The following is a 22,119-nucleotide window of genomic DNA, read 5'->3' as shown; positions in this document are numbered from 1 at the left end:
CACCTCATGTTCTGTGCTCCCCCGGGGTGACCGAGGAGGGCCGCCCCATCGATCGGCCCGTCCAGAACATAGCCCCGCCACGTTAGCTCCGCATCACATTCGAACCATCCATGTAACATCGCAACAAAAGCAGAAGGCCCTGCTGTTACCGCACTGTTAATTCCTCCAGTGCTTTAGCGGCAACAACAGGGCGACGACGTGGCTAATGCGGCTTACTTCGGCGTGAGGTTCTCCAGCACCACTTCCGCGACCGCCTTCATGGTGGTGCGACGATCCATGGCCGTGCGCTGAATCCACTTGAACGCCTGCGGCTCGGACAGCCCCTGGGTCTGCATCAGCACACCCTTGGCACGCTCGACCAGCTTGCGGGTCTCGAGCCGGTCGGTCAGATTCGCGACCTCGCTCTCGAGCGCCGCGATCTCGTGGAATCGCGAGGCGGCCAATTCGATGGCCGGCACCAGATCCGACTTGGTGAACGGCTTCACCAGGTACGCCATCGCGCCCGCGTCGCGCGCCCGCTCCACCAGGTCGCGCTGACTGAAGGCGGTCAGGATGACCACCGGCGCAACGCGTTTCGACGCGATCTCCGCCGCCGCGTCGATGCCGTCCCGACGCGGCATCTTCACGTCCATGATCACCAGATCCGGCCGCAGCTCCTCGGCGAGATCCACGGCCTGCTGACCGTCTCCCGCCTCACCCACCACGTGATAGCCCTCCTCCGAGAGCATCTCCACCAGGTCCATCCGGATGAGCGCCTCGTCCTCGGCAACCACCACCCGCTTGGGGGCGGACGCTGCAGCGTCCTTCTTCGAACCGCCCCCTGCTGTCGTTCCCATAGATGAACCCCTGTCGCTTCCGAATACCGATACCCGATGCCACCTCGCCTTGCGCCACCCTCGCAGGACCAGCACGCATCGAGTCACCCCAAAGAGTACCGTTCACCCGCCCCCACAACCCACGTACCCAGCGCAAACCGACCAGTATCACAACCCGGCAGTCCCCCGACCCCCTCGATTAGTCTCTTCCCCCCTCCACCCGCTATCATTTCTTCCCGGTGCGCCGGGTTGGCGGAACTGGCAGACGCGACGGTCTCAAAAACCGTTGTCCGAAAGGACGTGTGGGTTCGAGTCCCACACTCGGCACCACGGTCGATCCCGACTCCAGGGATCATCTTCCGGCACTCCCCCGAACTGATATGCGGCGGAGTGTCCGGTTGCGACAAGACTTCGATGATCCGAAGATTGTGCGGCGCAATGTCTTCCGCCTGATTCACCTTCGCCCGGTCGTCCTGCGGAAAAGTGTCCGGCACCGATCCGCCTGCCGTTGCCGACAGCCGGTACCGATGGGGAAACGTTGAGAATCAACCGGATTCAGCCCTCCGGGGCGAATTCGGCATGCTTCTCGTCGTAACGCTGCCGTGCGGCTGCGACCTGTGGCGAGTATTCGATAATCGTGGACAGCAGTTCGCCGAGTGAGTCGACGACTGCCTCGCCAGTCGGGGTAAGGCTGTATTCAACGTGAGATGGAATGGAACGCACCAGCTTCCGATCCACCACGCCGTCACGCTCGAGGACCTTCAAGGTCTGCGACAACCTGCGCTCGCTGACGCCGCCCACGGTGCGCTTGAGTTCGTTGTAGCGGAGCGTGCCATCGCGCAGCGCGATCAGAATGAGCAGCGACCAGGTGTTGGCAATGGTGTCGAATGCCTCCCGCACGGTGCCCGCACGCGCGAGCACCTCACCGACCGATACTCGACGCCCCGGCCGCCGTTCGTCACCCATCGCTCCCACGCTCCTTTCCGCGCATGCAGCCTACACTTTGCGTGTACCTCCAGATTGTATGTACTCTCACTTTGAGAGCGCAATTTCTTCCAAGGAGGTCTACGACATGGGCACCGAGTACAACGACTGGACCGTGGGCGACAGCAACACCGTCACCTTCCATGCCCCCGCCCACGCCGTCTTCGATCTGGTGACACAGGCCCGCTTCTGGCCCGAATGGCACGTCGCCAGCCACGACGTCGGTGGCGTCACCGAACGCCCCTACCGCGTCGACGATGTGATCTACGAACACGGCCGCCTCGAGGACGGCAGCGAACAACATCTCTACTGGCGCGTAGTCGACCAGGAGTACGCCAAGTCCTCCCTGATCGTCGACGACAACGTCGGCGCGGGCCTGCAGTACTCGCTCACCGAGAACGGCGACGGCACCACCACGTTCACCCGCCGCACGCTCTACCACCCCGACTCCCCGTTCTCCCCCGCCCAGCGCGCCCTCGTCGCCGAAGCCAGCGCCGAAAGCGTCCAGGGTCTGCACCGTCACATCACCGCGCTCCTGGACAAAGAGCACAGCAGCATCCCCGCAGCCTCCGCATAACCGACCACCGCGGGCGGCAGTTGCCGAGGGTCCCCCGCGAGCGCGCGGCCCCCCGAAGGGGCCCCTGACTGGTGAGGTTGCGCATTCCACCGTCGCCGGTTGCGGTCGATCATTCGGACCACTCGGGCGTCCGTTCGGCCACGCAGACGACGGACTACACCCCAGCAGCGAATATGCCGCCGAATCCGGCTGATGGACAACGAATTCGCCGCGTCGTTCAGCGAGCGAGGCGGACCATCGCAAGTTCGCATTCGATGCAATTGGTGGCACTTGTAGTAATCGGGTGAAATCCAACGAAGTTCGCGTAGTCGCCGAAGGCCAGTCCCCAAATGAGATCACTCGCGGCGTCGGCGCCGGCCCCGCGGCAGTCCAGGGCGAAGTGACGGCCACCGAAATCGACTGCGGTACAGGTCGTCTGGCATCGCTACGGAACATGCTTTCCCGCGGTGACGCACGACCGCATTGCAGGACGGGGTTGCGAGAAGTGGTGTCCAGCAGGGAGTTCAGGGATAGTCAACCCTGGGTTGACGCGTTAGGGTGGCGGGATGCGCCTTGTGTTTGCCAGCCTCGCGACTGTGGGGCATGCGTATCCGCTGGTGCCGCTGGCGGTGGCGGCTCGGGAAGCGGGGTGCGAGGTGCATTTCGCGGTGGGGGCGGGGATGCACGGTGCGATCGGGCGGCATGGGTTGCGGGCGTTTCGGCCGGGGGATTGTTTTTCCGAGATGTATGCGGAGGATATTGCGGGGGATTTGGAACGGCTGCGGCCGGATCTGGTGATTCATGAGTGGGGGGTGCCGGGGGCGGCGATTGCGGCGCGGCGGGCGGGGATTCCGGCGGTGTGGCATGGGTTCGGGCGGATGTTTCCGGAGGGGATCGGGCTGGAGATGCCGACGCGGATCGCCGGGGTCGAGGGGGTGCCGCATATCGATATTTGCCCGGTCTCGCTGCAGGACAAGGAATTTCTGAAAGAGGAACGGATCGAGTTGCGGCCGGTTCCTTACCCGGAGACGGGGGAACTCGGCGCGTTGCGGAACATACCGTCGTCTCGGCCACTGATCTACCTGACGCTGGGCACCGTGTTCGGCACACCGGGACTGCTCACGCGGGCCTTGTCCGGGCTCTCTCGGCTCGACGCCCAGGTCATCGTCGCTGCAGGGCGGCTGGATCCGGACGAGCTCGGTGCGCTGCCGGGCAACGTCAGTGCTCACGGCTGGGTGCCGCAGTCCCGGCTACTCCCCCACGTCGATCTCGTCGTGCATCACGGAGGCAGCGGTACCACGCTCGGGGCATTGAATTTCGGAGTGCCGCAACTGGTCCTGCCGCAGGGGGCCGACCAGTTCGCCAATGCGGATGCGCTGGAGGCGGTGGGTGCGGCGATTCAGCTCGGGGCGGGCGAGATCGACGCGGACACGATCGCCGATCGGGCGGCGCGGTTGCTGCCGCGACGGGGCAATTCTTATCGAGAGGCGGCCGAGGCGGTCGCGGCGGAGATCGCTCGGATGCCCGGGCCGGACGAAGTCGTCGATCGGCTGCGCGACTACGTCGTGGGCCGATAGGGGGACCGGAGCTCCCATATCAGGGTCGGATGGGGGATAAATCGGGGCGAACAGTCGGATTTCACTACGGCGGGCCGCCGCGTCGCGCATCATCGGTGTCCATAGGTCCGAGAGCATGGTGGAGGTTGCATGCGAATCCCGATATCCACGGTGGCGAAAGTGGGGCCGGCCGGGGTCGGCCTGGTGGCGGCGGTTATGGCGTTGTGCGCTGGGTGCGGGACGGAAACGGGCGGGTCGGCGGTACCAGCCGGGAGCGGATCTACGGCGGGAGAGACGACCGTGGCCAAGTCGACGTCGTCGAAAGCATCGAACCAGCCGTCGGACGGGCTGCCGGCGGCCGCGAACGGGACCGATCTCAGCGCCTGCGCCAACGGCAATTGCGAGGTCCGAGTCGACGGGCCGACCACGATTCCGGTTCCCGGATTCTCCCGGATCAACAATGTCCGGATCGAGCAGATCATCCCGGGCATGGTCACCGCGTCGACGACGGTGTTCGGGTTGCCGGTGTTCAGCTCGACCGCAGTCGGCGGCACCATCGCCCTGAACGGCCTGAACGTGAAGATCGTTGCCGTCCACGGCAACTCGGCCGTGCTGCGGCTGAGCACCTAGCAGGCGCGCCGACCGCATCCACGTTCCGGCCGCGCATCGCACGGCGGACTAGACTTCGGGCAGGACGAGGAAACAGCGCCTTCGAACCGCGAGCACAGCGGCGCCGTAGTCCCGCACAGATCAGCGAAACGTGCGGAGGTCACGAATGCGGGTGGAGAGAATGACCGCGGACCTGTCCGAATATCCGGATCTGGTCGTGATCCTGCTCGGAATGCGCGTGCGCAAGCCGCGTGGAATCCTGCGGCTGCTGGGCGTCGGCCCCAAGCTGTACCAGTCACATCACGACATGCCGGACGGGCTCCTGTCACACGAGGATGTGGTGTGGTCGCTGTGGCCGCCGCACTGGGGTGCGCGGCAGTACTGGCGGGATCTGGAGAGCCTGGAACGGTGGACGCGGTCGGACCCGCACCGGCAGTGGTGGCAGCAATTCCTGCGGGATTCCGGCGGCACCGGATTCTGGCACGAAGCCTATTTTGCCAGGGGCGGAATCGATTCCGTGTACGACGATATGTCCGCAGCCACCGGGCTGGCCCGGTTCGCACGAACCGTCCCTGCTCGGGGGCGGTTGTTCTCGACGCGCGGCCGGGTCGGCGACACGGTCCGGGCCGGAGATCGGGCCGTGCCCGAAATCGCGCCCGTGATAACGGAATCCGCGTTGTACGACACGGCGGACACCAATAGCTGTTCGGCTATTGATTTGCCGGACGCGAACGGGCATGCTCACATTCCAGGGGCGTTGACCTGTTGCCGAACGGACACTCCGGTAAACGAGAATCAACATCAGGTGAGCGACATTCGACTGCGCGATGAACATCGCGGTTGAAACGTGTGATTCGGTCACGGAACAGTTTCGAAGCGACAACGGCGGGCATAAGTTATCCGCATGCATGTGTTGTTCGTGTGCAGCGGAAATGTTTGCCGATCCGTCATTGCCGAGCGCCTCACCCTGGCGGTGGCCGCTGAACATGGACTACAGGAGCTGTCCGCCGAGAGTGCCGGCGTACGCGCGCTGGTCGGATTCCCCGTGGAACCCCTTGCCGCACAGACGATTGTGGGCCTCGGCGGCAATGCCGACAACTTCAAGGCCCGCCGCCTCAAGGCGGAGATGGTGCACCGCGCCGACCTGGTACTGGCCATGACCGAGAAGATTCGCGACCAGGTGCGCGAACTCGTGCCCGAGGCGCTCCCCCGCACCTTCACGCTGCTCGAGGCGTACCGGATCGCCAAGGTCAGCGGCGCGCGCACCGTGGTCGGACTACACGCCGCGCGCAACGATCTCGCGTACGTCGGCCGGGAGAACATCTCCGATCCGGTCGGCCTGTCGCCGCAACAGTTTTGCGATGTCGGCGACCGCATCGCCGAGGCGCTGGTGCCGCTGCTGCTCGCCCTGCACGCCCATCAGCATCCGCAGGCCACGCTGCGCCCGCGCAGCGCCGCGGACGGGCAGCCGCCGCTGCTGGTGATAGACGGCGGCCGGGGCGAGCAGGGCAGGCGAGCCGCGCACCCGCGGCCGGCCGAATACTCCGGGCCGGCAGTCGAACCGACCCGGCACGCGGCGGAATCCGCCGGATAGCAGGCAAATCCGGCAACCGAGCCCTGGACCGTCGCGTGTCAATGCACCTTGCTGCCTGGTTGGTCCGGTAAGGGATTACACTCTCGCGCGGAACACTTATCCGTTCCGCCGAACGCCACTGCCGGTGGTTCGACACAAGAACAGGACCAAGGACATGCCGAAGCGAATTTCGGATGTTTCGCTCCATGTTTACGTGACACCTCAGACCCTGCACCGCGTCACCGAGACGGTGTGCCGGGTGGTCGATGAATACGTCGCCGATCGAGATATCTTCGCGTGGCGCTTCACCCTCCCGGTGGAGTGCGACGAACCCACCCACACTGTGCTCGAAACCCAGTGGCGGCTGGACAATCCCGGCGTGGAGCCGGGTACCCGCCGCACCTACGAGATCGCGCTCAGCCTGGTGGGCGAGGCCCGTCAACTGACCAAGGCGGGCATCGCCAAGCTCGAGCAGCGCCTCGTGCTGGAACTGTCCGCCGACGAACCGATCCCCTACATCGTGCACGCCCTGCAGCGCGAGAACTTCGAGCTCGAAGAAAACCGCGAGCTGATTTAGGCCAACTCCCGGGACTGTCCGGCACGCCCATCACCCGGATCGCCCCGCCCCATCAGCTCGAACGCGTCACCGCATCATCTGAAACGCGCGTCGGGCCGCACCCCGAAGGGTGCGGCCCGAGCATGCATGCGTCGTTGTCCGAGCGATCGTGTGTCAGCGGCGCGCCGGGAAGTGGCGGATCACGCCCTCCTGCACGGTCGTCGCGAGCAGGTCGCCGTTGCGGGCGTAGAAGTGGCCGCGGGCCAGGCCGCGGGAACCCGCCGCCACCGGGGACTCGGTCGCGTAGAGCGACCAGTCGTCGAAGCGGAAGGGCCGGTGGAACCAGATGGAGTGGTTCACCGTGGCCGCGATGATGCGGTCCCAGCCCCAGGACAGCCCGTGCGTGGTGATGATGGAGTCCAGCACCGTGGTGTCGGACGAATATGCCAGCGCCGCAACGTGAATCAGCGGGTCGTCGGGCAACTGTCCGTCGGTGCGCATCCAGACCCGGTTGTGGCCGAGGCTCTCGCCCTTGCCCTTGAGGATCCAGGCCGGGTCGTTGGTGTAGCGCATCTCGATGGGATGCGGTGCGTCGACGAACATCTGGAGCTTGTCCTCCAGACCCGCGAACGATTCCTCCACGCGCGGAAGGTCGTCCGGCCCCGGGACGTCGGGCAGGGGCGCGCCGTGCTCGAGCCCCTTGCCCCAGTCCTGGAAGGCGGCGAGCATGACGAACAGCTCCTGCCCGTCCTGGTACGCCGTGACCGTGCGGTTGGCGATGGAGCGGCCGTCCCGATGCCGATCGACGTGGTATTCGATCGGCTGCTTCGGGTCACCGCCACGGACGAAGTGCGCGTTGACCGCGTGGATCGGACGCTCCGGACCCACCGTCCGCCCCGCGGCGATGATCGCCTGCGAGACCAGCTGACCGCCGAACGTGCGGCTCCACACCTTCTCGGGATGGTGTCCGAGGAAGATATCGGGGCCGTTCTCCTCCAGATCGAGCAGGCGCAGCAGCTCCCGCAGATCGTCGGACAGACCGGTCCCCTCGGGGTCCGCGACGACGTCCGAAGACGTCTCGTCCAGCGACGCACTCAAATTAGTGGTCCTCCTCGCCGATGCGATGCACGTGGATCAGGTTGGTGGACCCGACAGTACCCGGCGGCGAGCCGGCCACGATGACCACGAGGTCACCCTTCTTGTACCGGCCGATCGAGAGCAACGCGTTGTCCACCTGGTGGATCATCTCGTCGGTCGTGCCCACCGGAGGAACGATGAACGTTTCCACGCCCCACGTCAAGGCGAGCTGACTGCGAATCGCGGCCTGCGGGGTGAAGGCCAGCAGCGGCAGCGGGGTGTGCAGGCGGGCCAGGCGGCGCACCGTGTCACCGGACTGCGTGAAGGCCACCAGCGCTTTGGCATTCAACCGCTCGCCGATGTCGCGGGCGGCGTAGGAGATGACACCGCGCTTGGTCCGCGGCACGTGGGTCAGCGGCGGCACCCGGGTCGAGGACTCGGATTCCACGGCGTGCACGATGCGGGCCATGGTGCGCACGGCCTCGATCGGGTAGTCGCCGACCGAGGTCTCACCGGAGAGCATGACCGCGTCCGCGCCGTCGAGCACGGCGTTGGCCACGTCGGAGGCCTCCGCGCGGGTCGGGCGGGAGTTGGTGATCATGGACTCCAGCATCTGGGTGGCCACGATGACCGGCTTGGCGTTCTCGCGCGCCATCTGCACCGCGCGCTTCTGCACCAGCGGCACCTGCTCGAGCGGCAGCTCCACGCCGAGGTCGCCGCGGGCGACCATGATGGCGTCGAAGGCCAGCACGATGGCTTCCAGATTGTCGATGGCTTCGGGCTTTTCGAGCTTGCCGATGACCGGCACCCGGCGGCCCACGCGATCCATGATGTCGTGCACCAGCTCCACATCGGAGGGTGAGCGCACGAAGGACAGCGCGATGAAGTCCACGCCCAGGTTCAGGGCGAATTCCAGGTCGTCGATGTCCTTTTCGGACAGCGCGGGCACGGACACGTCCATGCCGGGCAGCGAGACGCCCTTGTTGTTGGAGACGGGGCCGCCCTCGGTGACCCGGCAGATGACGTCGTTGTCCTCGACACGCAGCACGGTCAGCCCGACCTTGCCGTCGTCCACGAGCAGCCGGTCGCCGGGCTTGGCGTCCTTGGCGAGGTGTTTGTAGGTGGTGGAAACCCGGTCGTGAGTTCCTACGATGTCGTCGACGGTGATACGGACTTCCTCGCCGGTGTTCCAGACGGTCTTGCCGTCGCCCTCGAACCGGCCCAGCCGGATCTTCGGGCCCTGCAGGTCGGCGAGGATACCGACAGCGCGGCCGGCCGTATCGCTGGCAGCGCGCACCTTCTTGTAGTTCTCGGCATGATCGGAGTGCTCGCCGTGGCTGAAGTTCAGGCGCGCAACGTCCATGCCACTTTCGACGAGCTCACGAATCCGGTCCTCGGATGACACTGCTGGTCCGAGGGTGCACACAATCTTCGTTCGTCGCATCACGCGTTCAACCCTAGACCTGTGACAACCCTCATGCCGACCCCGGCACACACATATACAGATCTCGTAAGCAGCCGTTCAGCTATCTCACGATCAACGCGCAACGTGCCGGGCCAGACGGGTTTCCAATCGAGTCTGACCGAAGCCGAGGACCAGGCATATTACCCAGTAGTAGATTGCCGCGACGCCATAGAGCGCGAAGAAGTCGAAGGTGGGTGCGGCGGCCATTTGCGCGGTGCGCAGCAACTCGGTCACCAGAATGGTGGAAGCGAGCGACGTGTCCTTCACCAGGGAGATGAGCGTGTTGGACAGCGGGGGCACCGCGATGCGGGAGGCCTGCGGCAGGATGACCAGCCGCAGCGCCTGCGCGTAGTTCATGCCGACCGAGTAGGACGCCTCCCACTGGCCCTGGGCCACCGAAAGGATCGCGGCCCGAATGATTTCCGCCGCATAGCCGCCGACATTCAGGCTGAACGCGATGATGGCCGCCGGAAACGGCTCCAGCACGATATCGAAGGCGGGCAGGCCGAAGAAGATGATGAACAGCTGCACCAGCAGCGGCGTGCCGCGAATGATCGAGATGTAGAAGCGCGCGGCCGCGTGCAGCGGCCACACGCTCGACATCCGGGCCAGCGCCACGAACAGCGCTATCGCCAGGCCGATCACGAAGCTGATGGCGGTCAGCGGCAGCGTCTTGGTGACCGTGGCCTCGAGCATGGGCCAGAGGTTGTGCCGTACCAGCGCCCAGGTGGCGTCGTCCATCGTCGAATTGCCCTGTGCCGCTTACTTGCTGACGTCGGTGCCGAAGTACTTGTCGGAGATCTTGGCGAGGGTGCCGTCGGCGCGGAGTTCGTCGAGTGCCTTGTTGACCTGATCGGTCAGCGCCTGCGAGTCCTTGCGGGCGGCGAAGGCCTGCTTGGAGACCTCACCGGTCTTGCCGACGACCTGGATGGTGCCGGTGCCCTGCTGCTTGGTGTAGGCGTTCACCGCGAGGGTGTCGTTGACGGTGGCGTCGGCACGGCCCGTCTTGAGCAGCTGTACCGCCTCCACGAAGCCGGGGATGGCCTCGACCTTGCAGCCGGCGCCCTTGGCGGTGTCGGCCCAGTTGGAGGTCTCGGACTGGGCGCAGGTCTTGCCGTTCAGATCGGCCAGGGCGTGGACGCCGTCGTTGCCGGTCTTGGTGACGATGACGCCCTCGGAGACGGTGTAGGGCTGGGAGAGCGAATACTTCTGCTCGCGTTCGGGTTTGATGGTGACCTGGTTGGCGATGAGGTCCACGCGCTTGGATTCCAGTGCGGCGAACAGCGAGTCCCAGGGGGCGGTGGTGAATTCCACCTTCTTGCCGATCTTGTCGCCGACGGCCTTGATGACGTCGACGTCGTAGCCGGTGAGGGCGCCGTTGTCCTGGTAGGTGAACGGGGAGTAGTTGCCCTCGGTGCCGACTTTGAGCGTGTTCGCGTCATCCTTGGTCGAGCTGCATGCGACGAGCCCTGCGGCGGCGACAACGGCGAGCATGACGGCGGCGAGCTTACGGCGCACGGCGGGGACCTCTCCTCGGGCGTGGCTGACCACGCGACGAAACAACCGACAAAGGGTACGCCGCGGACCGACCGGACGGCACGGCAACCATCATGATGCGCGAAACGCTGGCGCGAAATCGCGCCCGATGATATGCGCGAACGGCCGCCACCCGGTCGGGTGGCGGCCGTCGGACGCGGAAGTATCGCCGTCAGTCGCGCAGTGGACGTCCCTGCAGGTCGGGGACCTTGCCGGTGAGCATGAGAATGCCGTCGATCAGCGACCAGACCCCGCAGCCGCCGCAGGTGATCAGCTGCAGCACACCGATCGTGGTGTAGCCCAGGTAGAACCGGCCGACACCGAAGTGCCCGATGAAGATCTGCAGCAGGCCCGCGGTGAGCTTGCTCTTGTCCGAGAACGGAACTCCGAATTGGTCGCGGCCGAACGGCGCTTCCGGGTCACCGCCGTAGGGCCCGGCCGGGCCCGGGATCGGATACGGCATCGGTTGGTCGTACGGCTGACCCGGCTGCCCGTACGGCTGACCCGGTTGGGCGTAGGGCTGCTGGCCCGGGTACGGCTGCTGACCGTAGGGCTGCCCGTACTGCGGGCCGGTGCCTGGAACGCCGTACTGCGGCCCGTCCTGCATCGGCGGCTTGTCGAATGGGTCGGTCACTCACGTCCTCCTGATCGCGGTCAGGAGCCATTCTTGCCGGACTCGACCGTCTTCGCCTGGTCGACCGCGGTGGACTCCGTCTCCTCCGGCTCGGAATCGCCGGTTTCGGAAGAGATATCGCGCGCGGTCTCGGATTCGTTGCCGGCGGCCGCGGATTCCGCTCCGGTGTCACCTGCGGATTTTTCGGCGGTCGGTTCGTCGACCTGGGTGACGGCCGCCTTCGAATCCCCTGCCGCGGAACCGGTTCCGGCTGCCGCACCCGCCGCACCGAACGCCCGCAGCGCACCGATCTGCCAGGGCCAGGGCCGTTCCACGCCGGCGCGCAGCTGGTCGGCGGTCTCACGGCCCTTGGTGGCGAACAGGAAATAGGCCACGGCGCAGACGAATACGATCGCCGAGGTGAAGGTGTTGACGCGGAGGCCGAGGATGTGGGTGGCCTCGTCGTCGCGCAGCAGCTCCACGAAGAAGCGGCCGAAGCAGTAGACCGCCACGTAGAGCGCGAACAGGCGGCCGTGGCCGATGCGGAACTTGCGATCCACGTAGAGCAGCACGGCCACGCCGAGCAGGTTCCAGATCAGCTCGTAGAGGAAGGTCGGCTGCACGATCTTCTCCGCCGGGCCCGCGGCGGTGCCGTTCATCATGTCCAGCTGGCCGCTGTGGTCGTAGCGCAGGAAGATCTCCAGGCCCCACGGCACCTTGGTCTCGCGGCCGTAGAGCTCCTGGTTGAAGTAGTTGCCGAGCCGGCCGATGGCCTGGGCCAGCAGGATGCCCGGAGCGATGGCGTCGCCGAAGGCGGGCAACGGAATCCGGTACACCCGGCAGCCGATCCAGGCGCCGATGCCGCCGAGCAGCACCGCGCCCCAGATGCCCAGGCCGCCCTCCCAGATCTTGAGCGCGTTGATGGGGTGACCGCCGGCGCCGAAGTACTTCTGCCAGTCGGTGGCCACGTGGTAGAGCCGTCCGCCGATCAGGCCGAACGGCACCGCGAACATGGCCACGTCGAGCACCATGCCGGTCTGGCCGCCGCGCGCCACCCACCGCTTCTCACCCAGCCAGATGGCCGCGATGATGCCGAGGATGATGCAGATGGCGTACGCCCGCAGCGGGAACGGCCCAATGTTCCAGACCCCGCGCGGCGGGCTGGGAATGTAGGCCAGGACATCAGCGCCGGTGCTCTCGGCAAGGGCTCGTATGGTCACGAGTCCCCACCGTAGCCCAACAGTCCTGCGCCGTGCTGTCTCAGGTCAGCGCGCGCCGTGGGATTCGCTGCCATGGGTGGCACCGGCACCCGGTAACGCAACGGATATACGAAGCGGCGCGCATCCCCGCACTGCCGCACAATGCCCAAGGGTGCGTACCGAATTCGGTACGCACCCTTGGATATTGCCGTGGTTACGAGGAAACCGCCGCCGAACGGACGCCCTGCGCCAGCTCCGCCGTCAGCGTCCGGACCGCGTCCAGACCCTGCGCCGCCGCGGTCACCAGGGCCGAACCCACGATGACGCCGTCGGCGTAGGAGGCGATTTCGGCCGCCTGCGCGCCACTGCGCACACCCAGGCCGACGCCGATCGGAATATCGGAGTGGCTGCGCACCCGCGCGCACAGGGCCGGGGCCATGGACGACACCGCGTCGCGCGCACCGGTCACACCCATGGTCGAGGCCGCGTACACGAAGCCCTTGCTGGCTTCGAGGGTCTTGACCAGGCGCTCCTCGGTGGATGACGGCGCGACCAGGAAGATGCGGTCCAGATTGTGGGTCGAGGACGCCACGAACCAGTCGTCGGCCTCCTCCGGAATCAGGTTGGGCGTGATCAGGCCGAGGCCGCCCGCCGCCGCCAGATCGCGGGAGAAGCTGTCGACGCCGTACTTGAGCACCGGGTTCCAGTAGGTCATGACGACGGCCTTGCCGCCTGCCTGGGAGATGGCCTCCACGACCTTGAACACGTCGCGCACCCGGACGCCGCCGGCCAGCGCCTGCTCGGCGGCATGCTGGATGGTCGGGCCGTCCATCACCGGATCGGAGTAGGCGACGCCGACTTCGATGATGTCGCAACCGGATTCGACCATGGCCTTGCACACGTCGATGGAACCCTGGAGGTCCGGGTAGCCGGCGGGCAGGTAGCCGATGAGCGCGGCCCGGTTCTCCTCGCGGGCGGCTGCGAAGGTGTTCGCGAGGCGGGACTGCTGGCTCACTGCTTCTCCCCTGCGTTCTCTTCGGCCTTGTCGAACAGCCCGAACCACTCGGCGGCGGTGTCCATGTCCTTGTCACCGCGACCGGACAGGTTCACCACGATGATCGCGCCCTCGCCGAGCTCCTTGCCGAGTTTCACCGCGCCCGCGACCGCGTGCGCGGACTCGATGGCCGGAATGATGCCCTCGGCACGGCTCAGCAGCAGCAGCGCGTCCATGGCCTCGGTATCGGTGATCGGGTAGTACTCCGCCCGGCCGATGTCCTTGAGGTAGGCGTGCTCCGGGCCGACACCCGGGTAGTCCAGACCGGCCGAAATCGAATGGGATTCGATGGTCTGGCCGTCTTCGTCCTGCAGCAGGTAGGAGTACGCGCCCTGGAACGCACCCGGGGTGCCGCCGGTGAAAGTCGCTGCGTGACGGCCGGTTTCGACACCGTCACCGGCGGCCTCGTAGCCGACCAGGCGCACGCCCGGATCGTCGATGAAGGCGTGGAAGATGCCGATGGCATTGGAACCGCCACCGACACAGGCGGTTACGGCGTCGGGCAGGCGGCCGGTCAGGGCCTGCACCTGCTGGCGCGCCTCCAGGCCGATGATGCGCTGGAAGTCGCGCACCATGAGCGGGAACGGGTGCGGGCCCGCGGCGGTGCCGAAGCAGTAGTAGGTCTGCTCGGCATTGGTGACCCAGTCGCGCAGCGCCTCGTTGATGGCGTCCTTGAGGGTCTGCGAACCCGTTGTCACACTGATGACTTCGGCGCCGAGCAGCCGCATGCGGGCCACGTTCAGCTGCTGGCGCACGGTGTCGACCGCGCCCATGTAGATGACGCACTCGATGCCGAGCAGCGCGCACGCGGTGGCGGTCGCCACGCCGTGCTGGCCTGCGCCGGTCTCGGCGATGACGCGGGTCTTGTTCATGCGCTTGGCCAGCAGCACCTGACCGAGCACATTGTTGATTTTGTGAGAACCGGTGTGGTTCAGGTCTTCCCGCTTCAGCAGGATGCGCGCGCCGCCGGCGTGCTGCGCCAGGTTCCGGCACTCGAACACCGGCGACGGGCGCCCGGTGTAGTCGCGCTGCAGGCGATCCAGCTCGTCGAGGAAGTTGGGATCGACCCGGGCCTTGTCGTATTCGGCGGTGACCTCTTCGATCACGGCCATCAGCGCCTCGGGCACGTGCCGCCCGCCGTACACGCCGAAGTGCCCGCCCAGATCGGGTTCGTGGCTCTTGTGCGTGATGCCGTCACTGGCCTGCGGGAGGCCGAGAACGTTCTTGCCGGAGGCCATTTCGGAAGAAACTCCGTGAGTTTGCGTCATCGGCTCTTTCACCGTCCCCGGCGAACCGGCTTCGGGCACGACGGGTGGGTTCCGGCGGTCACCAGCTCGGCCACCGCGGCGCGCGGGTCGCCACTGGTCACCAGGCCCTCACCGACGAGCACGGCGTCCGCGCCCGCCCCGGCGTAGGCCAGCAGGTCGGCGGTGCCGCGAATGCCGGACTCGGCCACCCGGATCACTTCACTGGGCAGGCCGGGGGCGATGCGCGCGAACACATCCCGGTCCACCTCGAGGGTCTTGAGGTTGCGGGCGTTCACGCCGATCACGCTGGCGCCGGCCTCCAGGGCGCGGTCGGCCTCCTCCTCGGTGTGCACCTCGACCAGCGCGGTCATGCCGAGCGATTCGGTGCGGTCGATGAGCGAGGACAGCACGTCCTGTTCCAGGGCGGCCACGATCAGCAGGATCACGTCCGCGCCGTGGGCACGGGCCTCGTGGATCTGGTACGGGCCGACGATGAAGTCTTTGCGCAGGATCGGAATGTCCACCGCCGCGCGAACCGCGTCGAGATCCGCGAGGGAACCGCCGAAGCGGCGCTGCTCGGTCAGCACGCTGATGATGCGCGCGCCGCCGTCCTCGTAGGCCCGGGCCAGGTCGGCGGGGTTCGGGATGTCCGCGATCGCACCCTTGGAGGGGCTGGCCCGCTTCACCTCGGCGATCACTCCGATCCCCTCCGCGTGCAGGGCGGCCTTGGCGTCACGCGGGGATTTGGCCTGCGCGGCGGCTGCCTTCACCGCCTGGAAATCCAGAAGGGCTTCCCGAGCGGCCACATCCGCGCGGACCCCGTCGAGAATCGAGTCGAGTACCGTCATCTGGCTCGAATCCTTTCTGGGGAGACGGACTTGCTGCCTGAGAATCCCCCCAGGCGCTGTCTCACCGATGCTGATAAAGAGTAAATGGCTATGTTCCCGTGCTTGACAGCGGGGCGGGTACCGGCGGCGCTGCCGATCCCCCACCCAGCTCAGGGGCGGTTGTCACGCGCTGCCCCGTTACCCGGATCATCGTGCGCGGCAGGGTGATTGGTTTCATCGTCGGTCGGGTCGACACCCTCGTCGAGGGCATCCCACAGCACCCGGCCCGACAACTGCTTGTCGGCGGCGGCCGGGGTCCCGGATTCGTGGTCCTGAACCCGGGCCTGATGTGCGGCAACCTGCTCGGCCGCCGACAGCTTCCGTGCCGCCGGACTGTCATACTTACCGGACATCCGGGAGGTCCCGGACGACTGCCGGACCAGGAGCAGACCGGCCACGAACGCGGCCACCGCACCGGCCAGGCACACCACGGCCGGCAGCGTCGAGGTCGTCACCGCGCCCGCGTGGTCACCCCCGTGCAGTTCGGCCAGCCGGGTGGCGCGATCGGCGGTCCCCTTGTGCATGAGCAGGGCATACGCGGGCACCGCGGACACCGCGGCCAGGACCGCGACCACCACGCCGACGCCGCGCCGCCACCAGCCGTGGGTGGCGAACACGGCCGCGATGGTGGCCAGGAAGACCAGCGCCAGTGGTGTCAGGGCCCCGAACCAGACACCGCCGTTGAGATCTCGATGGCGCGGCAGGCCGTAGTCACTGGTGATCTCGAGCCGAGCCCACGTCATGCGGGACGACCCCCAGAGCAGCGCCGCCGAGATCGCCAGCAGCGCCACCGCGGCGATCGGCCGCGACCGCTTGCGCGCCCCCACGGCGTTCGTGTCGGCTTCCGCCGCAGCGGCATTCGCCTCGGCCTCGGCCAGGTCCGCCGCCCGCGCGCGTTCGGCAGTGCGGGCGGCGTCGGTCTCGGCGTGTGGATCGGTGCCGGCGGCACCGGTTTTCCCGGTGTCCGCCCCGGTGTCCGCTCCGGCGGGCTTCGAATCGGCTTGCGCCGCTGCGTTTTCCCGCTCCGCGCTGTTTTCCGGTGTTGCGCTGCCTTCGGGTGTCGCTTTCCGTTCCGGGCCCCTGTCCGGGTCCTGATCGCTCATTGATCCGCGCCGTTCGGGCGGTAGGCGCGCACGGTCTCGGCGGCGGCGATCGCCTTGAGGACAGCCATGGCCTTGTTGCGGGATTCGACGTCCTCGTAGTCCGCGTCGGAGTCGGCGACGATGCCGGCGCCGGCCTGGACATAGGCGGTGCCGCCCTTGACCAGGGCGGTACGGATGGCGATCGCGGTGTCGGCGTCACCGGCGAAGTCCAGGTAGCCGACCACACCCGCGTAGACACCGCGGCGGGTGGGCTCGAGCTCCTCGATCAGCTCCATGGCACGGACCTTGGGCGCGCCGGAGAGGGTGCCCGCGGGGAAGCAGGCCTGGACCGCGTCGAGGGCGATCTTGCCGGCGCGCAGGCGGCCGGAGACCGTGGAGACCAGGTGCATGACGTGCGAGTAGCGCTCGACGTGGCGGTACTCGGTGACGCGCACGGTACCGGGCTCGCAGACCCGGCCCAGATCGTTGCGGCCCAGATCGACGAGCATGAGGTGCTCGGCGTTCTCCTTCTCGTCGGCGAGCAGGCCCTTCTCGAGCAGGAGATCGTCCTCCTCGGTGACGCCGCGCCAGCGGGTGCCCGCGATCGGGTGCGTGGTGGCCACGCCGTCCTTCACCGTCACCAGCGATTCGGGGCTGGAGCCGACGATGGAGAACGCGGTGCCGCCGGAGCCGTCCGGGATGTGCATGAGGTACATGTACGGGCTCGGGTTCGAGGCCCGCAGCATGCGGTAGAGGTCCAGCGGGGTGCCGTTGTAGTCCATCTCGAAGCGCTGCGAGAGCACCACCTGGAACGCCTCGCCGGCCTCGATCTCCTTGACCAGCCGGCGCACGCCCGCACCGAATTCCTCGGAGGTGCGCTGCCGGCGGTAGTTGGGCTCGGGGCGGTCGAACACCGAGACGGTGGAGTCGGCGGGGGCGGCCAGAGCCTCGGTCATGCGATCCAGGCGGGCCATCGCGTCGTCGTAGGCCGCGTCCACGTGCTCGTCGGTGCCGTTCCAGTTGACGGCATTGGCGATGAGGGTGATCGCGCCCTCGTGGTGGTCGAAGGCGGCCAGGTCGGTGGCCAGCATCAGGACCATCTCGGGGACCTGCAGGTCATCGGTGGCGATGCTGGGCAGACGTTCGAGGCGGCGCACGGTGTCGTAGCCGAGGTAGCCGACCAGGCCGCCGGTCAGCGGCGGCAGACCGGGCAGGCGCTCGGTCTGCAGCACCTGCAGCGACTCGCGCAGCGCGGCGAGCGGATCGCCGCCCACCGGCGCGTCGGCGGGAGTCTGGCCGAGCCAGGCCGCCGCACCGTCGATCACGGTCAGCGCGCTGGGACTGCCCGCGCCGATGAACGACCATCGCGACCAGGAGCGGCCGGTCTCCGCCGATTCCAGCAGGAAGGTGCCGGGCCGGTCCGCGGCCAGTTTGCGGTAGGTCGAGAGCGGAGTCTCGGAGTCCGCCAACACCTTTCGGACCACCGGGACCACCCGGTGGTCGGCCGCGAGCGCCCGGAACTGTTCCCGGGAGGTGGTGGTATCGATAGCCACGTTCAGAGGCAAACCATGCGCGCCGTGCATTCACCCATCATTCCAGGCCCGCCCGGCGCGATCTAAATCGCTCTCCCCGCCCAGCCGAGCAAGCGGCTGCGGCGAATACCTGAAGCGGTCATCACTACACGCGCGGCGGTCTCCACATGCGGTGGATCGTCACTGCTCCGGCAGCAAGATGGAGAGGTCGTCCGCGGTTATCCCCCATTTTCGAGAGGAGTTCAACACAGATGTACCCCTCGCAACCGATGGCACCGGAGGGTCCACGGCACACCGCTCCGCAGCTGGCTCCGGGCGGGCTGCCCGGCCACCCGCCGCGGATGATGCCTATGAACCACGGCGGGAAGCACTCCGCCATCGCCTCGTTCGTCACACTGGTGAAGGCCCTGGAAGCGCTCGATCCGCGCAACTTCCCGGACGAGTACGCCGAGCACAGCGACCGCATCAGGGAACTCGAGCCGTTCCTGCGCGCCCACGGGATCCTGGACGTCATGAATATCAAGAACCCGGAGGTCGCCGCCCTCATCGGCGTGTGAGGTAGGACCGGCACCCGGCGCCGGGGGTGGTTGGGGCTCCGGGGGCTGTTCCCCGGACCCCCAGGCAGAGGACCGGTGGGGGCCCGGTTCGCAGAGGCGCCAAGCCCGAAGCCCAGCAAAGGATTTCATCCGGAGCTCTGATAGCTCGTGCACGATGAATTGGGGGTAGGGTGCGGGTATGAAGGTTGGTCAGCTCGCACCCAATTTCGAACTTCCGGACCAGTCGGGGACCGTGCGGTCGCTCGAGTCGCTGCTCGCGGACGGACCGGTGGTGTTGTTCTTCTATCCTGCGGCGAACACGCCGGTGTGCACGGCCGAGGCGTGCCACTTCCGGGATCTGGCAACGGAATTCAAGGCCGCCGGGGCGACCTGCGTGGGGATCAGCGCGGATTCCGTCGAGGTGCAGTCCGGGTTCGCGGCGAAGCAGGGACTGGGCTATCCGGTGCTGTCCGATCCCGGAGCCAAGGTGGCCGCCGAGTTCGGTGTGAAGCGCGGCCTGCTGGGCGCGCTGGTGCCGGTGAAGCGGACGACCTTCGTCATCGATCCGGACCGGACCGTCGCCAAGGTCATCAACAGCGAGATGCGCGCGAACGTGCACGCCGACGAGGCATTGAAGTTCCTGCGCGAGCGCTGAGCCGGTTTCCACGCCAGCGCTGAGCCGGTTCCCGCGCGAGCGCTGGCCCCCACCGCGTCGCTCCTGGGCGCGCCGACAATTCGGACATACGCTGAGCGCATGACTACGCCCAGCACCGACCAGGAGCGAAAGCCTTCAACCTTCGTCACGTGGCGCAATCGCATCATTGGCGGAGTGGTGGCCGCGGTCGTTTTGTGGCTGGTGTATCTGATGCTCGCCGCATTCATTCCACGGTGGTGGGCGCAGCGCATCGGCGAATGGGTGAGCGGGAGTTTCGCCAAGGGCATCTGGTACGGCCTGATAATGGGCGCGGTATGTACGGCTGTGCCACTTTTCCTGTTCCTGGCCGCAGGACTCCGCTGGCGTAAACGGGGCGGCATGTTCATCGCGGGCGGCGCGGCCGTTCTCGCGATCGTCATCGCCATCCCGAATTTGATGACGCTGACCATCGTGTGGGGCAACTCGAATGCCGCACACGCCGGTGAGCGCATTCTCGATGTCGACGGGCCCGGATTCCGCGGCGCCACGCTGGCGGGCGCGATCGTGGCCGCGCTACTGTTCCTGCTGGTGGCATTCCTCTTGGGGCGCAGGCGATTCCGCCGGTACCGCGCCGAACGTCGGCACGCCGAACCAGAAAAGCCACGAGTAGAGCCCGAAACTCCGACACCGCCGCCCGAACTCGGCGCGAACTGAATCCACTCGCGACACGCGTGATCGATGTCACGTCATTCGGCAACACCGTGACTGTCGAGCGAAATCGTGGCAAACTTTGACCTGCGAGTGACTCGTTCGAATCTGTTTCGCAGGCTCTTCCACGGGCCGGCACAACACGTCACTTGGCTGCTACGAGAGGGCGCGCACGGTGACCAAGTGGTTGAATCCCATGGAACAGCGAGCGTGGCGTACCCTTGTCGCGCTCACCACCAGACTCCCCGCCGCATTGGATACCCAGCTACAACGTGAGTCCGGGATTACCCATTTCGAATACTTCGTGATGACTCTGCTCTCCGAAGAACCAGGTCACCGGTTGCAACTGAGTGACCTTGCGCAAAAGGCAAACGCATCGCTATCCCGACTCTCGCACGTGGTCTCCAAACTCGAACGGCTGGGCTGGGCCGAGCGCGTCACCATTACCGGTCGCCGCGGCGCGCAGGCGGTGCTGACCGACGCCGGATATCAGAAGATCACCGAGGCGGCGCCCGGGTATCTGGAGTGCGTGCGCGGCCTGGTGTTCGACGGGCTGGACGCCGAGCAGACCAAGCAACTGCTGGAACTGGGCGAGACCCTGGTGGCACAGCTGGACAAGGGCATGGCCCGCGGGCTCGGCCGCGCGGGGCGGCCGATCTCGCATCTGGACATGGACCCGAACGAATCGGGTTGACGCCGAAGGCTGTTCGCCGACGCCGCAAGCCAGCTCGCCGAGGCCGGAAACCGTTGCCGCTCAGTCCTCGTCGGCGAGCAGCCGGTCGCCCTGGGACAGCAGCACGTCGGTGTCGAAGCAGGTGTGGGTGCCCGTGTGGCAGGCCGCGCCCTCCTGATCGACGACCAGCAGCACGGTGTCGCCGTCGCAGTCCAGCCGTACCTCGTGCACGTACTGGGTGTGGCCGGAGGTCTCGCCCTTGACCCAGTACTGCTGGCGCGAGCGCGAATAGTAGGTGCCCTTGCGGGTTTCCAGGGTGCGGGCCAGCGCCTCGTCATCCATCCACGCCATCATGAGCACATCGCCGGTGCTCTTCTCCTGCGCGATGGCGGCGAACAGCCCGTCGGAGTTGCGCTTGAGGCGGCGCGCGATCGCGGGATCCAGGGTGCTCATCGGACGGTGATTCCTTCCGCGCGCATGGCGTCCTTGACCTGGCCGATGGTGAGGTCGCCGAAGTGGAAGACACTGGCGGCCAGCACCGCGTCCGCGCCGGACTGCACGGCGGGCGCGAAGTCGGCGACCTTGCCCGCGCCACCGGAGGCGATGACCGGCACCGAGACCGCGGCGCGCACCGCGCGGATCATCGGCAGGTCGAAGCCCGCCTTGGTGCCGTCGGCGTCCATGGAGTTGAGCAGGATCTCGCCGACGCCCAGTTCGGCTCCGCGCACGGCCCATTCGACGGCGTCGATGCCGGTGCCGCGCTTGCCGCCGTGGGTGGTGACCTCCCAGCCGGACGGGGTCGCGGGCTGCCCCTCCGGCACGGTGCGGGCATCGACCGACAGCACGATGCACTGGGAGCCGAACCGCTCCGACATTTCACGCAGCACCTCGGGGCGGGCGATGGCGGCGGTGTTCACCGACACCTTGTCCGCGCCCGCGCGCAGCAGCCGGTCCACGTCCTCGACGGTGCGCACGCCACCGCCGACCGTGAGCGGGATGAAGATCTGCTCGGCGGTGCGGGTGACCACGTCGATCATGGTGCCGCGGTCGCCGGTGGAGGCGGTGACGTCGAGGAAGGTCAGCTCGTCGGCGCCCTGGGCGTCGTAGGTGGCCGCGAGCTCCACGGGATCGCCAGCGTCCCTGAGGTTTTCGAAGTTGACGCCCTTGACCACGCGCCCGGCGTCCACGTCCAGGCACGGAATCACGCGTACGGCCAACGTCATTTCA

At 67.2% G+C, this 22,119-nt stretch carries 25 protein-coding genes and 1 tRNA gene; 11 read left to right on the top strand and 15 right to left on the bottom strand.

Going from position 1 to position 22,119, the window contains the following annotated elements:
- Positions 1–212: 212 nt before the first annotated feature.
- Positions 213–836, bottom strand: a complete 624-nt coding sequence (locus ACWEQQ_RS37740) for an ANTAR domain-containing response regulator (RefSeq protein WP_387460346.1) — start codon at positions 834–836, stop codon at positions 213–215.
- A gap of 222 nt (positions 837–1,058) precedes the next feature.
- Here ACWEQQ_RS37740 and ACWEQQ_RS37735 point away from each other — a divergent pair.
- A tRNA-Leu gene (locus tag ACWEQQ_RS37735) sits at positions 1,059–1,145 on the top strand.
- Positions 1,146–1,370: 225 nt separating this feature from the next.
- On the opposite strand, the gene ACWEQQ_RS37730 is transcribed toward ACWEQQ_RS37735, so the two are convergent.
- Complete coding sequence (locus ACWEQQ_RS37730) at positions 1,371–1,781, bottom strand: winged helix-turn-helix transcriptional regulator (RefSeq protein WP_452351564.1); 411 nt, start codon at positions 1,779–1,781, stop codon at positions 1,371–1,373.
- Between the two features lie 106 nt (positions 1,782–1,887).
- On the opposite strand from ACWEQQ_RS37730, the gene ACWEQQ_RS37725 reads away from it, so the two are divergent.
- From ACWEQQ_RS37725 to ACWEQQ_RS37700, 6 genes are all read left to right on the top strand, one after another.
- A complete protein-coding gene (locus ACWEQQ_RS37725) occupies positions 1,888–2,376 on the top strand; it encodes an SRPBCC family protein (RefSeq protein WP_452351563.1) in 489 nt (162 codons plus the stop codon).
- Between the two features lie 545 nt (positions 2,377–2,921).
- On the top strand, positions 2,922–3,932 hold the full coding sequence (locus tag ACWEQQ_RS37720; protein WP_452351562.1) for a glycosyltransferase: 1,011 nt from the start codon (positions 2,922–2,924) through the stop codon (positions 3,930–3,932).
- A gap of 279 nt (positions 3,933–4,211) precedes the next feature.
- Positions 4,212–4,541, top strand: coding sequence for a hypothetical protein (locus ACWEQQ_RS37715; protein WP_452341173.1), 330 nt, complete (start codon positions 4,212–4,214; stop codon positions 4,539–4,541).
- Between the two features lie 145 nt (positions 4,542–4,686).
- Positions 4,687–5,364, top strand: a complete 678-nt coding sequence (locus ACWEQQ_RS37710) for a phenylacetaldoxime dehydratase family protein (RefSeq protein ID WP_452351561.1) — start codon at positions 4,687–4,689, stop codon at positions 5,362–5,364.
- A gap of 60 nt (positions 5,365–5,424) precedes the next feature.
- Entirely contained in the window at positions 5,425–6,114 is a 690-nt protein-coding gene (locus tag ACWEQQ_RS37705; protein ID WP_452341171.1) for an arsenate reductase/protein-tyrosine-phosphatase family protein, read from the top strand.
- A 193-nt stretch (positions 6,115–6,307) separates the two neighbouring features.
- On the top strand, positions 6,308–6,670 hold the full coding sequence (locus ACWEQQ_RS37700) for a hypothetical protein (RefSeq protein WP_379402149.1): 363 nt from the start codon (positions 6,308–6,310) through the stop codon (positions 6,668–6,670).
- Positions 6,671–6,823: 153 nt separating this feature from the next.
- Here the strand turns inward: ACWEQQ_RS37700 and ACWEQQ_RS37695 are convergent, their stop codons facing one another.
- From ACWEQQ_RS37695 to ACWEQQ_RS37645, 11 genes are all read right to left on the bottom strand, one after another.
- Positions 6,824–7,687 carry an acyl-CoA thioesterase gene (locus ACWEQQ_RS37695; protein ID WP_379402199.1) on the bottom strand — a complete coding sequence of 288 codons (864 nt, stop codon included), beginning with the start codon at positions 7,685–7,687 and terminating at the stop codon, positions 6,824–6,826.
- Between the two features lie 61 nt (positions 7,688–7,748).
- Positions 7,749–9,173, bottom strand: a complete 1,425-nt coding sequence (gene pyk, locus ACWEQQ_RS37690; RefSeq protein WP_364619557.1) for a pyruvate kinase — start codon at positions 9,171–9,173, stop codon at positions 7,749–7,751.
- A gap of 90 nt (positions 9,174–9,263) precedes the next feature.
- Positions 9,264–9,932, bottom strand: a complete 669-nt coding sequence (locus ACWEQQ_RS37685; RefSeq protein WP_452341170.1) for an amino acid ABC transporter permease — start codon at positions 9,930–9,932, stop codon at positions 9,264–9,266.
- A gap of 21 nt (positions 9,933–9,953) precedes the next feature.
- A complete protein-coding gene (locus ACWEQQ_RS37680) occupies positions 9,954–10,709 on the bottom strand; it encodes a transporter substrate-binding domain-containing protein (RefSeq protein ID WP_452341169.1) in 756 nt (251 codons plus the stop codon).
- A gap of 190 nt (positions 10,710–10,899) precedes the next feature.
- Positions 10,900–11,361, bottom strand: coding sequence for an NINE protein (locus ACWEQQ_RS37675; RefSeq protein WP_452341168.1), 462 nt, complete (start codon positions 11,359–11,361; stop codon positions 10,900–10,902).
- Between the two features lie 20 nt (positions 11,362–11,381).
- Positions 11,382–12,560 (bottom strand): prolipoprotein diacylglyceryl transferase, encoded by a 1,179-nt coding sequence (gene lgt / locus ACWEQQ_RS37670; RefSeq protein ID WP_452341167.1) that lies wholly within the window; start codon positions 12,558–12,560, stop codon positions 11,382–11,384.
- Positions 12,561–12,753: 193 nt separating this feature from the next.
- Positions 12,754–13,554, bottom strand: coding sequence for a tryptophan synthase subunit alpha (trpA, locus tag ACWEQQ_RS37665; RefSeq protein ID WP_379389802.1), 801 nt, complete (start codon positions 13,552–13,554; stop codon positions 12,754–12,756).
- Positions 13,551–14,861, bottom strand: a complete 1,311-nt coding sequence (gene trpB / locus ACWEQQ_RS37660) for a tryptophan synthase subunit beta (protein WP_452351560.1) — start codon at positions 14,859–14,861, stop codon at positions 13,551–13,553. Before trpB ends, trpA begins: the two co-directional genes overlap by 4 nt.
- A gap of 8 nt (positions 14,862–14,869) precedes the next feature.
- Positions 14,870–15,688, bottom strand: a complete 819-nt coding sequence (trpC, locus tag ACWEQQ_RS37655; RefSeq protein WP_452341165.1) for an indole-3-glycerol phosphate synthase TrpC — start codon at positions 15,686–15,688, stop codon at positions 14,870–14,872.
- Between the two features lie 149 nt (positions 15,689–15,837).
- Positions 15,838–16,830: a TIGR02234 family membrane protein gene (locus tag ACWEQQ_RS37650; protein WP_452351559.1), complete on the bottom strand. Its 993-nt coding sequence runs from the start codon at positions 16,828–16,830 to the stop codon at positions 15,838–15,840.
- Complete coding sequence (locus tag ACWEQQ_RS37645; protein WP_452351558.1) at positions 16,827–18,362, bottom strand: anthranilate synthase component I; 1,536 nt, start codon at positions 18,360–18,362, stop codon at positions 16,827–16,829. The genes ACWEQQ_RS37650 and ACWEQQ_RS37645 overlap by 4 nt, the downstream gene beginning before the upstream one ends.
- A gap of 230 nt (positions 18,363–18,592) precedes the next feature.
- On the opposite strand from ACWEQQ_RS37645, the gene ACWEQQ_RS37640 reads away from it, so the two are divergent.
- The 4 genes from ACWEQQ_RS37640 to ACWEQQ_RS37625 all read left to right on the top strand — a co-directional run bounded on the left by ACWEQQ_RS37640 (position 18,593) and on the right by ACWEQQ_RS37625 (position 20,913).
- On the top strand, positions 18,593–18,898 hold the full coding sequence (locus ACWEQQ_RS37640) for a hypothetical protein (protein WP_452341162.1): 306 nt from the start codon (positions 18,593–18,595) through the stop codon (positions 18,896–18,898).
- A 178-nt stretch (positions 18,899–19,076) separates the two neighbouring features.
- Positions 19,077–19,532, top strand: coding sequence for a peroxiredoxin (locus ACWEQQ_RS37635; RefSeq protein WP_452351557.1), 456 nt, complete (start codon positions 19,077–19,079; stop codon positions 19,530–19,532).
- A gap of 99 nt (positions 19,533–19,631) precedes the next feature.
- Positions 19,632–20,225: a permease gene (locus ACWEQQ_RS37630; RefSeq protein WP_452351556.1), complete on the top strand. Its 594-nt coding sequence runs from the start codon at positions 19,632–19,634 to the stop codon at positions 20,223–20,225.
- A 190-nt stretch (positions 20,226–20,415) separates the two neighbouring features.
- Positions 20,416–20,913, top strand: coding sequence for a MarR family winged helix-turn-helix transcriptional regulator (locus tag ACWEQQ_RS37625; protein ID WP_379402198.1), 498 nt, complete (start codon positions 20,416–20,418; stop codon positions 20,911–20,913).
- 60 nt (positions 20,914–20,973) lie between these two features.
- Here the strand turns inward: ACWEQQ_RS37625 and hisI are convergent, their stop codons facing one another.
- Together hisI and hisF are read right to left on the bottom strand one after the other, a co-directional pair.
- The gene (gene hisI, locus ACWEQQ_RS37620; RefSeq protein WP_452341159.1) at positions 20,974–21,345 is read right to left on the bottom strand and encodes a phosphoribosyl-AMP cyclohydrolase; all 372 of its coding nucleotides are present in this window, start codon (positions 21,343–21,345) and stop codon (positions 20,974–20,976) included.
- The gene (hisF, locus tag ACWEQQ_RS37615) at positions 21,342–22,115 is read right to left on the bottom strand and encodes an imidazole glycerol phosphate synthase subunit HisF (protein WP_402770748.1); all 774 of its coding nucleotides are present in this window, start codon (positions 22,113–22,115) and stop codon (positions 21,342–21,344) included. The genes hisI and hisF overlap by 4 nt, the downstream gene beginning before the upstream one ends.
- Positions 22,116–22,119 lie beyond the last annotated feature (4 nt).

This window comes from Nocardia sp. NPDC004123, assembly GCF_053603795.1.
This window is presented reverse-complemented; position numbering and strand designations above follow the sequence as displayed.

What these genes read in the sequence shown, in the direction of transcription:
- ACWEQQ_RS37720 (WP_452351562.1), top strand. Translation starts at nt 2,922, where the DNA reads ATGCGCCTTGTGTTTGCCAGCCTCGCGACTGTGGGGCATGCGTATCCG.
- ACWEQQ_RS37630 (WP_452351556.1), top strand. Translation starts at nt 19,632, where the DNA reads ATGACTACGCCCAGCACCGACCAGGAGCGAAAGCCTTCAACCTTCGTC.
- trpB (WP_452351560.1), bottom strand. Translation starts at nt 14,861, where the DNA reads ATGACGCAAACTCACGGAGTTTCTTCCGAAATGGCCTCCGGCAAGAAC.
- hisF (WP_402770748.1), bottom strand. Translation starts at nt 22,115, where the DNA reads ATGACGTTGGCCGTACGCGTGATTCCGTGCCTGGACGTGGACGCCGGG.
- ACWEQQ_RS37640 (WP_452341162.1), top strand. Translation starts at nt 18,593, where the DNA reads ATGTACCCCTCGCAACCGATGGCACCGGAGGGTCCACGGCACACCGCT.
- ACWEQQ_RS37635 (WP_452351557.1), top strand. Translation starts at nt 19,077, where the DNA reads ATGAAGGTTGGTCAGCTCGCACCCAATTTCGAACTTCCGGACCAGTCG.
- hisI (WP_452341159.1), bottom strand. Translation starts at nt 21,345, where the DNA reads ATGAGCACCCTGGATCCCGCGATCGCGCGCCGCCTCAAGCGCAACTCC.
- ACWEQQ_RS37685 (WP_452341170.1), bottom strand. Translation starts at nt 9,932, where the DNA reads ATGGACGACGCCACCTGGGCGCTGGTACGGCACAACCTCTGGCCCATG.
- ACWEQQ_RS37705 (WP_452341171.1), top strand. Translation starts at nt 5,425, where the DNA reads ATGCATGTGTTGTTCGTGTGCAGCGGAAATGTTTGCCGATCCGTCATT.
- ACWEQQ_RS37625 (WP_379402198.1), top strand. Translation starts at nt 20,416, where the DNA reads ATGGAACAGCGAGCGTGGCGTACCCTTGTCGCGCTCACCACCAGACTC.
- ACWEQQ_RS37725 (WP_452351563.1), top strand. Translation starts at nt 1,888, where the DNA reads ATGGGCACCGAGTACAACGACTGGACCGTGGGCGACAGCAACACCGTC.
- ACWEQQ_RS37730 (WP_452351564.1), bottom strand. Translation starts at nt 1,781, where the DNA reads ATGGGTGACGAACGGCGGCCGGGGCGTCGAGTATCGGTCGGTGAGGTG.
- trpC (WP_452341165.1), bottom strand. Translation starts at nt 15,688, where the DNA reads ATGACGGTACTCGACTCGATTCTCGACGGGGTCCGCGCGGATGTGGCC.
- ACWEQQ_RS37650 (WP_452351559.1), bottom strand. Translation starts at nt 16,830, where the DNA reads ATGAGCGATCAGGACCCGGACAGGGGCCCGGAACGGAAAGCGACACCC.
- ACWEQQ_RS37710 (WP_452351561.1), top strand. Translation starts at nt 4,687, where the DNA reads ATGCGGGTGGAGAGAATGACCGCGGACCTGTCCGAATATCCGGATCTG.
- ACWEQQ_RS37740 (WP_387460346.1), bottom strand. Translation starts at nt 836, where the DNA reads ATGGGAACGACAGCAGGGGGCGGTTCGAAGAAGGACGCTGCAGCGTCC.